The organism is Falsochrobactrum tianjinense (assembly GCF_019100495.1).
Lineage (GTDB): Bacteria > Pseudomonadota > Alphaproteobacteria > Rhizobiales > Rhizobiaceae > Brucella > Brucella tianjinense.
Window position 1 is genome coordinate 51,599 of sequence record NZ_JAHRVA010000003.1, and the last position, 13,348, is coordinate 64,946.

Below are 13,348 nucleotides of genomic sequence, written 5' to 3' on the forward strand. Positions count from 1 at the left end.
AAATTCTACTATTGGCTGTTGGGATACTCGGTAGTTTTTCCCTGGCTGCTTGGTCGCAGGAGGCCGGTGCAATGTCAGCTAGAACATCTGATCCACGCATACTTGGCTGGATGGAAGGAGCTCCTCCGGCTGAGGATAAAATTATTCGTTTTTCTGATCCCGATTATTTCAGTTTTCCAAAGTTGCGCTGGACCGTTTGCCACTTTCGTCAGTTAATGCCGACAATGAATGTGAGCCGCGGCATCGGCTCTCCTGCTCCATTGGTGCAGCAACCAGATCCGGCGATCGATGCTGTGGTTTTCAGCCCGTTGGGCAGTGATGAAACAATGACTTGGGCGCAGTCATTTGATGCGAACTACACCGACGGGGTCGTTGTTTTGCATCGGGGTGTTGTTGTCTATGAGCGTTATTCCGGCTGTCTGGATGTTTCAGGCCAGCATGGGGCAATGTCCGTAACCAAATCGATTACGGGTTTGCTGGGTGAAATGCTGGTTGCGGATGGTACGCTCGATGAAACAGCGCAAGTCAGCAGCCTTGTGCCAGAGCTTGCGAAAAGCGCATTTGGAGATGCAACTATCCGGCAGGTCCTGGATATGACGACCGGTTTGCACTACAGCGAAGATTACAGTGATCCGAAAGCAGATGTCTGGATATATTCTGCTGCGGGCAACCCTTTGCCGAAGCCTGATAATTATAGCGGGCCGCGCTCTTATTTTGACTATTTGAAAACAGTCCGTAAGGAGGGGGAGCACGGAGAGGCTTTTGGCTATCGGACAATTAATTCTGACGCGCTCGGTTGGATTATCGCGCGTGTTACCGGGAAATCTGTAGCAACACTATTGTCAGAACGCATCTGGAGCAAATTGGCCACGGAGCAGGATGCATATTATACGGTCGATTCAATCGGTACGCCTTTTGCTGGCGGCGGGTTCAACGCCGGGCTGCGCGATATGGCGCGTCTGGGACAGCTCTTGCTCAATGATGGTGTGATCAACGGCGAGCGTCTTGTGCCTGCCGCAGCCATTGCCAGTATCAAAGAGGGCGGCGACAAGAAGGCATTTGCCAAAGCGGGCTACAAGCTCCTGCCCGGTTGGAGCTATCGCGGCATGTGGTGGGTTTCACATAATGCCGATGGGGCTTTCATGGCACGAGGGGTGCACGGACAGGCGCTTTATATTGATCCTAAAGCCGAAATGGTGATAGCGCGTTTCGCCTCGCATCCACAGGCCAGCAACGCGTATAATGACCCAACATCTTTGCCTGCCTATCAAGCGGTTGCAGATTATCTGATGCAAAAGCCGATACCTTGAAGATAGGTCCGGCTGCATTGCTTTCTTATCAGCGGTTATTATGCCTGGAAGCACCGGCCCCAGTCGTTGTCAGCGTGATGATATGATAATCTGGGCATAACGGTACGGTTGATCCGTGTTTACCGGAGCCCGCAGCAGATAAAAATGGCACCGGCTTTGCCGAGGTTTATTGCGGGGCAATCGAGCAGCACCCGGTAAGAAGGCGTGCCCCGGTCCCGTGGTCCTCAACAATGATTGTGGCGTTCAGAGCAAAAGTGCGATCCGACATGCCGTCCGAGCAAAGGGCAGGCTGAATCACGGCGGCGATCGGTCCAGAAGTATCTGCTGCGGTGAGGCCCCGCAGGCGATCCTGTTCGAAGCCCCGGCCCACCACGGTATGCAGCGAGAGCTTCCGATCATTTATGCCGGGTTCTGATAAAACGAGGTGGCCCGCAGAGTGCTGGCGCAAGGACCAGAACGGCTCGGTGCCGTAGCAGGCGAGGTGTGGGGGAAGTTGATTGGCTTTCCAGCCTGTCGTGTCGAACCGAAGAAACCGCCGTGCCACCCATCCGGCGGTTTCGCCTGTATTCACCTGCGCCCATTCGCCGTCCGTGCTTAAGGCGACCACCTCGATGCCTGTTGCATCTGGTGCAAGTTGTCCCAAAATCGCCGCCGTGTTCTTTGGCGCACTGCGAATATTCAAGGTGTCATGATTGGCAACCCGCGCTACCGTAAACAGCTCCGGTAAAGTGATCTCATCAGCCAAAGTTGGCAGCGACAGCAGCAAGAGCTGTATAAACAATAGAAAGCAACGATTCATGGCTCTTTTCTCCAGCGCTTCGGGCGCATCACCTTGTAACACCCAAGCGTAACGCGTTGCCGCTGCATTATGAGATAGTCGCCCGAGGATGGCAAATCGGGGCGGCTGCAAAACTCACGTCCACTTCCCCGGCTTCACGGATGCTGCGATCGATATCGTCTACGCCGAAAAGACCAGCTAGCGCAGTAGTATCTCCGTCTCAGTTCGGCATCTGGTTGACGTGCAGAATGTTGCCGTCCGGATCCTTGAACCAGACGAGCTTCATGCCGTCGGCATGATGGATGCTGTCTCGGAACTCGCCGATTTCAGGATAATGCTCGAAGATGACGCCTTTCGCGGCGAGATCGGCAACGATCACATCAATCTCTCCCCCGGCGTCCCAGACCACGGCGTTCGCGCGGTTCGTTCCGGCTGTGTCCGAGCGGTAGACGATGAGACGTGTGGCGTTGGTGCCAAACACCAGCACCCCGTCCATATCCTCTTCGACCAGTTCAAGACCGAGCACCTCCGAATAAAAGCGACGCGCACGCGCAATGTCGGAAACGGCAACGATGGCCGAGGAATTCCTGTCCTTGAGCATGGCCTCCTCCACTGTGGCTGGCTTAATGATAAAGTTGACATCAACATAAATACATTATGTCCAGCAAAATGCCGAATCACGAAATTGTACCGTTCGAGACCGCACTCTTCGTACGCGGCCACTGTTTGTGCCTGCACATGCAGCGCGGATGCCGGCGCTATGTTCTGCACAAAACCGAAATTTCACGTCAGATTAAATGTACAATCTTTATATTGTTACTTTATACCCAGATTATACAATTGTATTGACTCATGGCTCGGACCGTTGCACAGTTCATATTGTCGATGATGCGTTGGGGTGGCTGTTGTCATGAAATTTCACGCAGGGAGGATCTCGATGAAGAACGGAAAGAATAGCCTTTATGAAGATCTGAAGCGCCTGATTCTGACCATGGAACTCGACCCGGATCAGGATCTTGATGAAGTCAGTCTGGGCGAGGGCTACGGCCTTTCCCGTACGCCGGTTCGCGAGATTTTCAGGCGTTTGGAAGGTGAAGGCTATGTCGAAATCCGCGCCAATCGCGGCGCGCGCGTCAGCCCTATGAACCATCAGACGCTCAGACAGTTCTTTCTGGTTGCGCCAATGATCTACGCTGCCATTGGCCGCCTTGCCGTTCAGAATTACAAACCAAAACATCTGGTTGACCTCAAGGAGACGCAAGAGCGATTTCGCACGGCGAGCATCACCGGCGACGCGCTTTCCATGGTTCTTGAGAACAACCGCTTTCATGAAATCTTCGGCGAAATGGCCGGTAATGCTTATTTACAGCCAAGCCTTGGCCGGCTTTTGATCGATCATGCCCGCATTGGACACACCTTTTTCCGTCCCCGCAATAGCGACATGCGTCAGCGGCTGCAACTCGCCGTAGGCCATCATGACAGTTTCATCACGGCACTTGCTTCCTATGACGAGAATACCGTCGTCGATCTCGTATTCGAGCACTGGGAACTCTCGCGCGAAAACATGGAGATGTTCATCGCGCCAGAAGGAATAAAAGCAGACGCGCGCGTCGAAATGCTCACTGTGTCAACGGAGAAGATATCTTGAAATTCGAAGGCATTTACACCCCGGCGATTACGCCGTTCGGCCCTGACGGCCAGATAGACCGTGACGCCTTCGCGGCGGTTCTTGAATCGCTGATCGAAGCGCGGGTACATGGCATCGTCGTGGGCGGGTCCACTGGGGAGTATTACGCCCAGAGCGTACAGGAACGTTTCGATCTTGCGGCTTACGCGAAAGAAGTGATCGGCACGCGGCTTCCGCTCATCGTGGGAACTGGCGCTATCCGCACCGAAGACTCGGTCGAATATGCGAAAGCGGCAAAGAAGATCGGTGCGGATGCGATTCTTGTCTCGTCGCCGCCCTATGCCTTGCCAACTGAGCGTGAGAATGCCGTTCATACACTGACCATCGACCGCGCCGCCAATCTTCCGATCATGCTTTATAACTATCCGGCGCGTATGGGTGTGACGATGGGTGAGGAATATTTCTCGCGGGTGGGCAAGTCCCGCAATATCGTCGCCATCAAGGAAAGCACCGGCGATATGGGCAATCTGCATTTGCTGGCGCGCAAATTCCCGCATATTGCCCTGTCCTGCGGTTGGGATGATCAAGCTCTGGAGTTCTTTGCCTGGGGGGCAAGAAGCTGGGTCTGCGCGGGGTCTAACTTCCTGCCGCGCGAGCATGTGGCGCTCTATGAAGCCTGCGTGATCGAGAAGAATTTCGACAAAGGCCGCGCCATAATGACGGCGATGCTGCCGCTGATGGATTTCCTTGAATGCGGAAAATTCGTCCAGTCCATCAAGCATGGATGTGAGTTGATCAGCCTGAAGACCGGTACGCTGCGCGCGCCGCTGCGTCCCCTCAATACGCAGGAAAAGCGGACCCTCCAGACTGTTGTCACCACTTTGAAGCGCACCGTCGCCCAGATCACATCGGGAGCAAACCATGCATGAACCTTTAACGGCTGCCGAATACAAAGCCATAGCCGCTGACATCCAGTTTCCTGTGAACGCATTTATCGATGGAGCGTTTCGTCCGGCAAAGTTGGGGCGCACCTTCAAAACGATTAATCCCGCAACCGGCGAAACGCTTGCCGAAGTTGCCGCCTGCGATTCCAGCGATGTTGATTTCGCGGTGGCCAAGGCCCGCGAAGCTTTTGAAGATGGCCGCTGGCGGCAGCTTTCGCCCGGCGAGCGCAAGGCCATTCTACTTAAATTCGCAAAACTTCTGGAACGCAACCGGCATGAGCTTGCCGTCATGGAAAGCCTCGACAGCGGCAAGCCGATCCGCGAATGCCAAACCGTCGATATACCGGACACGATCCACACCATCCGCTGGCACGCCGAACTCATCGACAAGCTTTACGACCATACTGCGCCGGTTGGTACCGACGCCCTGACGATGGTCGTGCGCGAGCCGGTCGGCGTCGTGGGCTGTGTGTTGCCGTGGAATTTTCCGCTGCTGATGCTCGCCTGGAAAATAGGCCCGGCGCTTGCCTCAGGCTGCTCGGTGATCGTCAAGCCTGCCGAGGAAACCACGCTGACTACGCTACGCGTCGCTGAACTGGCGCATGAGGCCGGGATTCCGGCTGGCGTTTTCAATGTCGTCACGGGCGGTGGCAAGGGGGTAGGCGAGCCGATCGGCCTGCATATGGATGTCGATATGGTGGCGTTTACCGGTTCGACGCCGACAGGGCGTCGTTTCCTGCGCTATGCAGCCGACTCCAACCTCAAGCGCGTTGTCCTTGAATGCGGCGGCAAGAACCCGGCTGTTGTCCTCGACGACGCGGAGGATCTCGACCTCGTGGCCGAACAGGTGGTCAATGGCGCGTTCTGGAATATGGGTGAGAACTGCTCGGCCACGTCCCGACTTATTGTGCACGCCAAGGTCAAGGACGAACTGCTCCAGCGGATTGGCGCTTATATGCGCGAATGGAAGACCGGTGATCCACTCGATCCGGAAAACCGTATCGGGGCGCTCGTAAGTAAGAGTCATTTCGAGAAGGTCAAATCCTTCCTTGAGGATGCGAAGACCGAAAAACTCAAGGTCATTGATGGCGGCGGCACGCATAAGGGCATCTATATCGAGCCGACCGTGGTCGACGGCGTTACGCCTGCAAGCCGCCTGTTTCGGGAAGAGATTTTCGGGCCGGTCCTTTCGGTTACGACATTCAACTCCCTTGCCGAAGCTATCGCGCTGGCCAACGACACCAATTACGGTCTGGCGGCGTCCGTCTATACGGGAAGTCTGCGCAATGCGATCAGGCTGTCGCGAGAAATCCGGGCGGGCACCGTGACGGTCAATTGCTTTGGTGAGGGCGATGCGAGCACCCCGTTTGGGGGTTATAAGGAATCCGGTTTCGGCGGGCGCGATAAATCGATCTTCGCGCATGATAATTACTGCGAACTGAAAACGGTCTGGATCGACATTTCCGATCGGTCGGTGGACGAGACCGTGCGATGATAGCAGGGGCTGTCAAACGATTGCCTGTGGAGAATGGCATTTCGGGTTGGGAAGCGCTTGGTGAGCGCTCCTTTCCAGCCCGCCGCCTTGAAGGCAACATGACTGCCGACTGGCTGGTCATCGGCGCGGGTTTTGCCGGCTTGTCCGCTGCACGCCGCCTGCTTCAACTTCGGCCCGATGACAGGGTCGTCATACTGGAGGCAAGCGAAGTCGCCAAAGGCACGTCGGGGCGAAACTCGGGCTTCATGATCGATGTCCCGCACACGCTTTCCGCCAGCGAATATTCAAGCGGTGGCACAGATGCCACCCGGCTGGAGATGATGCAGAATCGATCGGCAATCGCCTTTGCAAGCGATGCTGCGGCTGAATATGGAATGTCGGGTGCTACCTTCGATCCATCGGGAAAGATCAACGCTGCCGCAACAGCGCGCGGCATGAGACTCAACCGGAGTTTCGCCCGTTCGCTTAAATCCGCCGACGAGCCGCATATCTATCTGGATGCCGCCGAAATGCGTGAGATTACAGGTTCGGATTATTATCTGGGCGGCTTGTATACGCCCGGAGCGGCCCTCATCCAGCCCGCTGATTATGTGCGTATTTTTGCTGCCGGGCTGGCGCGCCGGATGGATATATTCGAACATTCCCCTGTCACTTCATTGAAGCGGGAAGGCGCAGGCTGGACGGCCTGTACGCCACGCGGCGCGGTCAGCGCACCCAAGGTCATCATTGGCGTCAATGGCCATATTGAGGATTTCGGGCATTATGCCGGGCGGCTGATGCATATCTTCGCTTACGCTTCAATGACGGCACCGTTCCCGGCGGGAGATTTCGGGCGCAAAATTTCAGGGCACGAAAAATGGGGGCTGCTGCCTGCCGACGCAATGGGAGCAACCGTTCGCAAAATCACGGTCGGCGATCAGTCACGCATTATTATTCGCACGAAATATACCTACGACACGACCGTTGCGGTATCGCAGCGGCGCATGACTAGAATAGCCGATGAGCAGCGCCGCTCTCTGGACGCCAGATTTCCGGGGCTGGCTGGCATAGGGTTCGACTATAGCTGGGCGGGAAGGCTGTGTCTTAGCCTCAATCATGTGCCCGCCTTCGGCGAAGTCGAGGAAGGGCTCTATTCCGCGTGCTGCGAGAATGGGCTTGGCACTGTAAAAAGCACGCTTGCAGGCATGATGGCCGCCGAACTGGCAACGCAAACCATCTCAAGCGACCTCAGGAAATATATGGATCACCCGGAGCCGTCACGGCTTCCGCCGCGGCCCTTGGCGTGGTTCGGCATCAATTCGGTGATCCGTTTGCAGGAATTGCGCGCCGGTCGCGAAGGATGATCCGCTATCGCGCAATATGAAGTCTGAAGCGATGACAGGCTTTGAACATGATGGGAACGAAACGAGGAGGAAGTAAAATGAAAAGTTTCTGGAAAGCGCTTTGCGCCGCAGCGGCGGTCGGATTGACGGTCCTTTCCGCCCAGGCGGAAGAAAAGACCATCACCATGGGCACCATGTCGTGGGAGGATCTTCTTCCTATTACGGGTATCACCAAGAAGGTTCTGGAAGATTCCGGCTATGCGGTGAAGGTGGTTCCATTCTCGGAATGGGGGATCGCCTATGCTGCCCTTTCCAAGGGTGATATTCAGATACTTGCTTCGCAGACCGACTATGTTGCGCATGACTACTGGAACAAGAACAAGGACAAGCTGGAAAAAATTTCTCCGGTCTCCCACGGCCTGTTTGATGGCATTGCCGTTCCGAAATATGTCGATATCGATTCCATCGAGGAGTTGAATGACAATGCCGACAAGTTCGGCAATAAGATTATCGGCATTGAACCGGGCGCTGGCCTCATGCGCGAAACCGGCGAGGCAATCAAGGCTTACGACATCAAGCTTCCCCTTATCGAAGGCAGTACTGCCGCAATGACCGCTGCCCTCAAATCGGCGGTTGATCGTGAGGAGTGGGTTGCCGTCACGCTCTGGGAGCCGTCCTGGATGATGCAGAAATACGACGTCAAGTTTCTCAAGGATCCCAAAGGCGTCTATCCTCCGCCGCAGAGCTATTATTGGATCGGCAAGAGCGGATTTTCTGCTGACCACCCTCATGCGCGCGAATTGCTGGCCAGCGTCTATGTGCCTCTCGCAGACATCACCTCCATCAATGCTGCCGTCAGCGACGGCGCGACGATGGACGATGCGGTAGCAAGCTGGATCGATGGCCATAGCGATCTTCTCAAGCGCTGGAAAAATATCAAGAGCGAAGAATCATCGCCGCGAGCGAGGTCGCCCGGCATCGGCCGGGCGCCTTGGCAATATTAACGGGAAGCGAAACCCACGGGGTAGAGATGCAACTCTCAAACATCGATACGAACGAAGTACTGGTTGATTGCCAGTCTGTGTGGAAAGTCTTTGGCGCCAATGCCTCCGCCGCCGTAAAGGCTGTCGTTGAGCGCGGTTTGACGAAGACACAGGTTTTGCAGGAATATAATTGCGTGGTCGGTGTGTCGGACGCCAGCTTTCAGCTCCGGCGGGGGGAGATTTTCTGCGTCATGGGCCTTTCGGGCAGCGGCAAGTCCACGCTGATCCGTTTGCTCAATCGCCTGATCGAGCCGAGCCTTGGCAAGATCATGGTGAAGGGAAAGGACATTGCCGACCTCAATGCGGCAGAGCTTCGCACGGTACGGGCCCGGAATATCGGGATGGTATTTCAGAATGTGGCTCTTCTTCCGCACCGGACCGTGCTGGAGAATGCCGCCTTTGGTCTTGAAGTGCAGGGGATTTCAAAAGACGAGCGCAACAGGACAGCACTTGCCGCGCTCGAAAAGGTCGGGCTAGCCGATTGGACCACGCGCCTTCCCGCGGAACTTTCCGGAGGGATGCAACAGCGTGTCGGTCTTGCGCGTGCACTGGCGGCTGATCCTGAGATCATTTTAATGGACGAGCCGTTCAGCGCGCTTGATCCGCTGATCCGCCGTCAGCAGCAAGACGAATTCCGGCAGCTGGCGAAATCGCTTGGCAAGTCCTCCGTCTTCATTACCCACGACCTTGAGGAAGCTATCCGCCTCGGCGATCGCATCGCCATCATGAAGGACGGCGTCATCGTCCAGGTGGGAACAGCGGAAGAGATCGTTACCAAACCCGTCGATGATTATGTGGCAGATTTTGTGGCGGGCATTTCTCGCATTCATCTGGTCAAGGCGCTTTCCGTCATGCAGCCGGTTGCCGAGTTTCAGGCTGCGCAGCCTCGCGTCGCGATGAACACCATGCCCAAAGCTGCTCCTGATACGGATATCGCCGACCTTATCGATCTCACCATAAAATCCGGACGGGACGCGGTCGCAGTAGTCGAGAATGATGCCGTTATAGGTGTTGTCACCATTCACAGTCTCCTGCGCGGTGTTGCCGGTTTGCCGGCGAAAGAAGCTGTCGCGGCATGAGAGGTGGGCCAACGGGGCGGCAATGACGCTCTGATAAATTGATAATGCAATATTCGGGAAAGCGAAATGGATATCGCCGCCATAACGGAGAGTTTCGATACCAGAACCGAGGACGCGCTGAGCTGGATCAGCGAGAGCGGCAGTTGGCTGTTCGGGTTCTTCAGAACCGTGCTTGAGGGAACCTATGACGGAGTGCATTGGCTTCTGCAACTCGCGCCGCACTATGTCATTGCGATCATCGTGATGCTTCTGGGATGGCGATTGATCAATGTGTTCTCCGGGCTTCTCGCTGGCCTTGCCCTGTTGTTTTGTGCAGCAATGGGCCTTTGGAGCGAAACCATGAGCACGCTGGCCATGGTGATCACGGCAACGATCCTCGCGCTCGTTGTGGGTGTTCCCATCGGCATCGCTGCAGGCTTCGTTCAGTCGCTCGACCGGCTGCTAGCGCCCGTCCTCGACCTGATCCAGACGCTGCCGCCCTATATTTATCTTCTTCCGGCGATTGCGTTGCTCGGTTACGGGCCTGCTACCGCTCTTGCCGCAACTGTTATCATTGCGATGCCTCCCGCTATTCGCCTCACTTCCCTTGGCCTTCGGATGACGCCGCGCGAATTCATCGAACTGGGACAGGCCAGTGGACTCACCCCATGGCAGATGTTTTGCAAGATCAGGCTCCCATTCGCCTTGCCAAGCATAATGGCCGGGATCAACCAGAGCATCATGATGGCGTTCGGCATGGTGGTAATTGCGGGGATCGTGGGTTCCGGAGGGCTGGGCGAGACGATTTACGGGTCGCTGCGTACGCTCGATATTGCAACTTCGATCAACGCCGCAATCGCCATCGTTATCCTGACAATGGTGCTTGATCGTCTTACGCAGGCTGCGGCCAGCGATAATAGAGGGGACGGAACATGAACCTCGACCTGCTCCGGTTTTCACCTGGCGCCTATCTCGCTCCCGTCGTGGATTGGCTGAACAAAAACTTTCATCCGTTTTTCAGTGCAGTGGTTACATTAATAGAAGCGGTGCTGGGGGCCATAGAGGGCGTCCTGCTCTATCCTCCGGCCTATGCGCTGATCCTAGCGGCAATTCTCATCGCCTTTATCTTTGTCGGTTTAAGGGTCGCCGTGATAACAGCAATCGCACTTCTGTTTTGCCTGTTTTCCGGCTTATGGGCGGCTTCCATGCAGACACTGGCTCTTGTCACTGTGGCAGTGAGCATTGCTGTATTGGTCGCCTTCCCCATGGGCATTATGGCGTCCCGACACCGAGGGCTTGAATCTGCACTTCGTCCCTTGCTGGACATTATGCAAACCGTGCCGCCATGGGTCTATCTCATTCCTGCTGTCATGATTTTCAGTCTGGGGCGAGTTCCGGCAATCATCGCTACGGTCATTTACGGTATACCGCCGATGCTGCGATTGACGACGCTGGCTTTCAAGCAGGTGCCAAAGGAATTCAAGGAACTCGGTCAAGCCACCGGCGCATCGCCACGCTTTATATTGTTTAAAATCGAAATACCGCTGGCCACGCCAACGCTTCTGGTTGGGCTTAACCAATGTATTCTTCTGTCGCTGGCCATGGTCGTTCTGGCAGGGCTGGTCGGGGCAGGCGGTCTTGGCGCTGAAGTAACGCGCGGGCTAACGCGAATGGAAATGGGGCTGGGATTGCGCGCAGGGCTCTCGATCGTGGCTATTGCCATTCTCCTCGACCGCTTCTCAAAAGGCGCGCTGCAACGTCATCCTAGAACGGCCCACGGTTTTCAGATCAAATAAGGATAAGAGATATGACAAATATCGGTCGCGTCGGCCTCATCGGGGGTTCTGGATGGCTTGGAACGGCAATCGCCAAAGCACTGCTTAATTCGGATACAATCTCTATTGGTCAGTTGACGTGCTCTTTCAGAAGCGGAAAGCCGCAGAACGCTCTGCCTTGTGTATGGACGCCGGACAATAAACAGCTCGTCGAGAATTCCGACATCGTCATCCTGTCTGTCCGCCCTGCCGATTGGGCTTCCGTTGACATCGATGCGACGGGCAAGCTTATAATCTCGGTTATGGCCGGAGTGGGTGTGGAAGAAATCAAGCAAAGAACGGGCAGTTCCCGCGTCGCGCGCGCCCTTCCGAATGCGGCGGCTGAAATTGGCTTCTCATATACGCCGTTTTTCATTGATTCTTCTGATCCGGGCGACAGGAATATAGTGGGTACTCTCTTTGCAAGTTGCGGTGCTGTCGATACCGTAAGTGCAGAGGAATATATCGACTATTTTACCGCAATGTCAGGATCGGGGGCCGCGTTCCCGGCGCTGCTTGCAGAAGCAATGATGAATCACGCAGTCGCACAGGGGCTGCCACCTGAGATTGCGCGCAGGGCCGCACAGCAGGTTCTTATCGGGGCTGGACGACTTCAGGAGTATAACGGGGTTTCTCCCGATGAAACTGTAAAGTTGTTTGTAGACTATCAGGGAACAACTACCGCTGGAATCCTTGCCATGCGCGAAGACGGTTTCGAAAAAGCAGTGAATTCGGGGCTGGATGCAGCGGTTAGGGCGGCTCAATTGCTATCCGGCAAGGGTAGCAGCTAGAGCACTTCCAGCAAAAGCGTGAAACGCTCTCTGCGATAGTAGCCATATAGCAAATCCAAGACGTTCAAACAAAACTTCAGGGATCGGTTGTTCCAATTCGCTACATGGTTTCCGTAATCTTGCTGAGGTTCTGCGGCTTATCGGGGTCCAGGCCACGCGCTTTGGCGATCTGTTCAATCAGATTATAATAAGCACCAAGGCCGACCAACGGATCAATCAAACCATGATCTGTCGACCTTATCTGGACAGTTTGTGTCAGATTGCTTTCAGCTCCAATGGTTACAACATCTGCTCCAAGGCCAATTAAGCGCTCAATTGCTAACTCGTTCGCACTGAAAGCATTATCTTTGTTGAGAAAGGCCAATATCGGAAATCCGCCTTTGATCAACCGGATTGGGCCATGCATGACTTCCGCCAGCGAAAACGCTTCGGCATGAATACCGCAGGTTTCTTTGGCTTTGAGTGCGCCTTCCAAGGCAATGGCCAAGCCGGGGCCGCGGCCGACCACATACATATCCTCGAGCTTTGACAACTGGGAAATCAACTCCGCATGGATGATTGCGGCTGTCGTTTTTTCCAGTGCATCCGGTAATTGGTTCAATGCCTTTTTCAAGGCGGAATCACCGGAGATTTCTGCGGTGACAGCGGCGAGCGCCACAGCACTGGCGATGCAGGATTTTGTTGCAGCCACACTCTGTTCTTTACCGGCGTGCAAAGCTACTACAATATCTGCCTGCTGCGCTAATGGACTATCCAACATATTGACGACAGCCACGGTGATCGCTCCACCTTGCTTCGCCGCCTTTTGTAAAGCAATAATATCAGGGCTGGCACCAGACTGCGATATCGTGAAATGCAAACCATCTTCAAGTTGCAGGCGACCATTATAAACCGACGTAATTGAAGGGCCGACAGAGGCCACTGGTACACCGACACTGATCTCGAATAGATACTTGAAGAATGTTGCAGCATGATCGGACGATCCGCGTGCACATGTTGTAATGACACGCGGCTTACGCCGCTCAAAAAGACGTTTGATTTCCGCAAAGGTTGCAACTTCACCGGCCAGCAAATAAGAAACAACGGCGGATGCCTCAATTGTTTCTTTGCGCATAAAAGATGTTGTGACCATCACGGCCCCCTTATCATGTATATTAGTGCAATTT

At 55.1% G+C, this 13,348-nt stretch carries 13 protein-coding genes; 10 read left to right on the forward strand and 3 right to left on the reverse strand.

The features are described 5' to 3' along the window. Positions 1–71: 71 nt before the first annotated feature. Positions 72–1,310: a serine hydrolase domain-containing protein gene (locus tag KUG47_RS08065; protein ID WP_217677459.1), complete on the forward strand. Its 1,239-nt coding sequence runs from the start codon at positions 72–74 to the stop codon at positions 1,308–1,310. A 166-nt stretch (positions 1,311–1,476) separates the two neighbouring features. Here KUG47_RS08065 and KUG47_RS08070 read toward each other — a convergent pair whose 3' ends face one another. Next, positions 1,477–2,109 (reverse strand): SH3 domain-containing protein, encoded by a 633-nt coding sequence (locus tag KUG47_RS08070; protein WP_217677460.1) that lies wholly within the window; start codon positions 2,107–2,109, stop codon positions 1,477–1,479. Between the two features lie 199 nt (positions 2,110–2,308). Then, entirely contained in the window at positions 2,309–2,689 is a 381-nt protein-coding gene (locus KUG47_RS08075; protein ID WP_217677461.1) for a VOC family protein, read from the reverse strand. 336 nt (positions 2,690–3,025) lie between these two features. Here KUG47_RS08075 and KUG47_RS08080 point away from each other — a divergent pair, with 336 nt between their 5' ends. From KUG47_RS08080 to KUG47_RS08120, 9 genes are all read left to right on the forward strand, one after another. Beyond that, complete coding sequence (locus KUG47_RS08080; RefSeq protein ID WP_217677462.1) at positions 3,026–3,736, forward strand: GntR family transcriptional regulator; 711 nt, start codon at positions 3,026–3,028, stop codon at positions 3,734–3,736. Next, positions 3,733–4,644 carry a dihydrodipicolinate synthase family protein gene (locus tag KUG47_RS08085; RefSeq protein ID WP_217677463.1) on the forward strand — a complete coding sequence of 304 codons (912 nt, stop codon included), beginning with the start codon at positions 3,733–3,735 and terminating at the stop codon, positions 4,642–4,644. The genes KUG47_RS08080 and KUG47_RS08085 overlap by 4 nt, the downstream gene beginning before the upstream one ends. Further along, positions 4,637–6,154 (forward strand): aldehyde dehydrogenase, encoded by a 1,518-nt coding sequence (locus KUG47_RS08090; protein ID WP_217677464.1) that lies wholly within the window; start codon positions 4,637–4,639, stop codon positions 6,152–6,154. The genes KUG47_RS08085 and KUG47_RS08090 overlap by 8 nt, the downstream gene beginning before the upstream one ends. Continuing rightward, positions 6,151–7,497 (forward strand): NAD(P)/FAD-dependent oxidoreductase, encoded by a 1,347-nt coding sequence (locus KUG47_RS08095; protein ID WP_217677465.1) that lies wholly within the window; start codon positions 6,151–6,153, stop codon positions 7,495–7,497. Before KUG47_RS08090 ends, KUG47_RS08095 begins: the two co-directional genes overlap by 4 nt. 77 nt (positions 7,498–7,574) lie before the next feature. After that, positions 7,575–8,480 carry a glycine betaine ABC transporter substrate-binding protein gene (locus KUG47_RS08100; RefSeq protein ID WP_217677466.1) on the forward strand — a complete coding sequence of 302 codons (906 nt, stop codon included), beginning with the start codon at positions 7,575–7,577 and terminating at the stop codon, positions 8,478–8,480. Positions 8,481–8,506: 26 nt separating this feature from the next. Continuing rightward, a complete protein-coding gene (locus tag KUG47_RS08105; RefSeq protein WP_217677467.1) occupies positions 8,507–9,598 on the forward strand; it encodes a quaternary amine ABC transporter ATP-binding protein in 1,092 nt (363 codons plus the stop codon). 66 nt (positions 9,599–9,664) lie between these two features. Further along, a complete protein-coding gene (locus KUG47_RS08110) occupies positions 9,665–10,513 on the forward strand; it encodes an ABC transporter permease (RefSeq protein WP_217677468.1) in 849 nt (282 codons plus the stop codon). Then, positions 10,510–11,373 (forward strand): ABC transporter permease, encoded by an 864-nt coding sequence (locus KUG47_RS08115; RefSeq protein WP_217677469.1) that lies wholly within the window; start codon positions 10,510–10,512, stop codon positions 11,371–11,373. The genes KUG47_RS08110 and KUG47_RS08115 overlap by 4 nt, the downstream gene beginning before the upstream one ends. A gap of 11 nt (positions 11,374–11,384) precedes the next feature. Continuing rightward, entirely contained in the window at positions 11,385–12,182 is a 798-nt protein-coding gene (locus KUG47_RS08120) for a pyrroline-5-carboxylate reductase family protein (RefSeq protein WP_217677470.1), read from the forward strand. Positions 12,183–12,282: 100 nt separating this feature from the next. Here KUG47_RS08120 and KUG47_RS08125 read toward each other — a convergent pair whose 3' ends face one another. After that, positions 12,283–13,314: an SIS domain-containing protein gene (locus KUG47_RS08125; protein WP_254799423.1), complete on the reverse strand. Its 1,032-nt coding sequence runs from the start codon at positions 13,312–13,314 to the stop codon at positions 12,283–12,285. Positions 13,315–13,348: the final 34 nt, after the last annotated feature.

Excerpts from the sequence above, each read along its gene's own strand:
- KUG47_RS08065 (WP_217677459.1), top strand. The coding sequence starts at position 72 with ATGTCAGCTAGAACATCTGATCCACGCATACTTGGCTGGATGGAAGGA.
- KUG47_RS08070 (WP_217677460.1), bottom strand. The coding sequence starts at position 2,109 with ATGAATCGTTGCTTTCTATTGTTTATACAGCTCTTGCTGCTGTCGCTG.
- KUG47_RS08075 (WP_217677461.1), bottom strand. The coding sequence starts at position 2,689 with ATGCTCAAGGACAGGAATTCCTCGGCCATCGTTGCCGTTTCCGACATT.
- KUG47_RS08080 (WP_217677462.1), top strand. The coding sequence starts at position 3,026 with ATGAAGAACGGAAAGAATAGCCTTTATGAAGATCTGAAGCGCCTGATT.
- KUG47_RS08090 (WP_217677464.1), top strand. The coding sequence starts at position 4,637 with ATGCATGAACCTTTAACGGCTGCCGAATACAAAGCCATAGCCGCTGAC.
- KUG47_RS08095 (WP_217677465.1), top strand. The coding sequence starts at position 6,151 with ATGATAGCAGGGGCTGTCAAACGATTGCCTGTGGAGAATGGCATTTCG.
- KUG47_RS08100 (WP_217677466.1), top strand. The coding sequence starts at position 7,575 with ATGAAAAGTTTCTGGAAAGCGCTTTGCGCCGCAGCGGCGGTCGGATTG.
- KUG47_RS08105 (WP_217677467.1), top strand. The coding sequence starts at position 8,507 with ATGCAACTCTCAAACATCGATACGAACGAAGTACTGGTTGATTGCCAG.
- KUG47_RS08110 (WP_217677468.1), top strand. The coding sequence starts at position 9,665 with ATGGATATCGCCGCCATAACGGAGAGTTTCGATACCAGAACCGAGGAC.
- KUG47_RS08115 (WP_217677469.1), top strand. The coding sequence starts at position 10,510 with ATGAACCTCGACCTGCTCCGGTTTTCACCTGGCGCCTATCTCGCTCCC.
- KUG47_RS08120 (WP_217677470.1), top strand. The coding sequence starts at position 11,385 with ATGACAAATATCGGTCGCGTCGGCCTCATCGGGGGTTCTGGATGGCTT.
- KUG47_RS08125 (WP_254799423.1), bottom strand. The coding sequence starts at position 13,314 with ATGGTCACAACATCTTTTATGCGCAAAGAAACAATTGAGGCATCCGCC.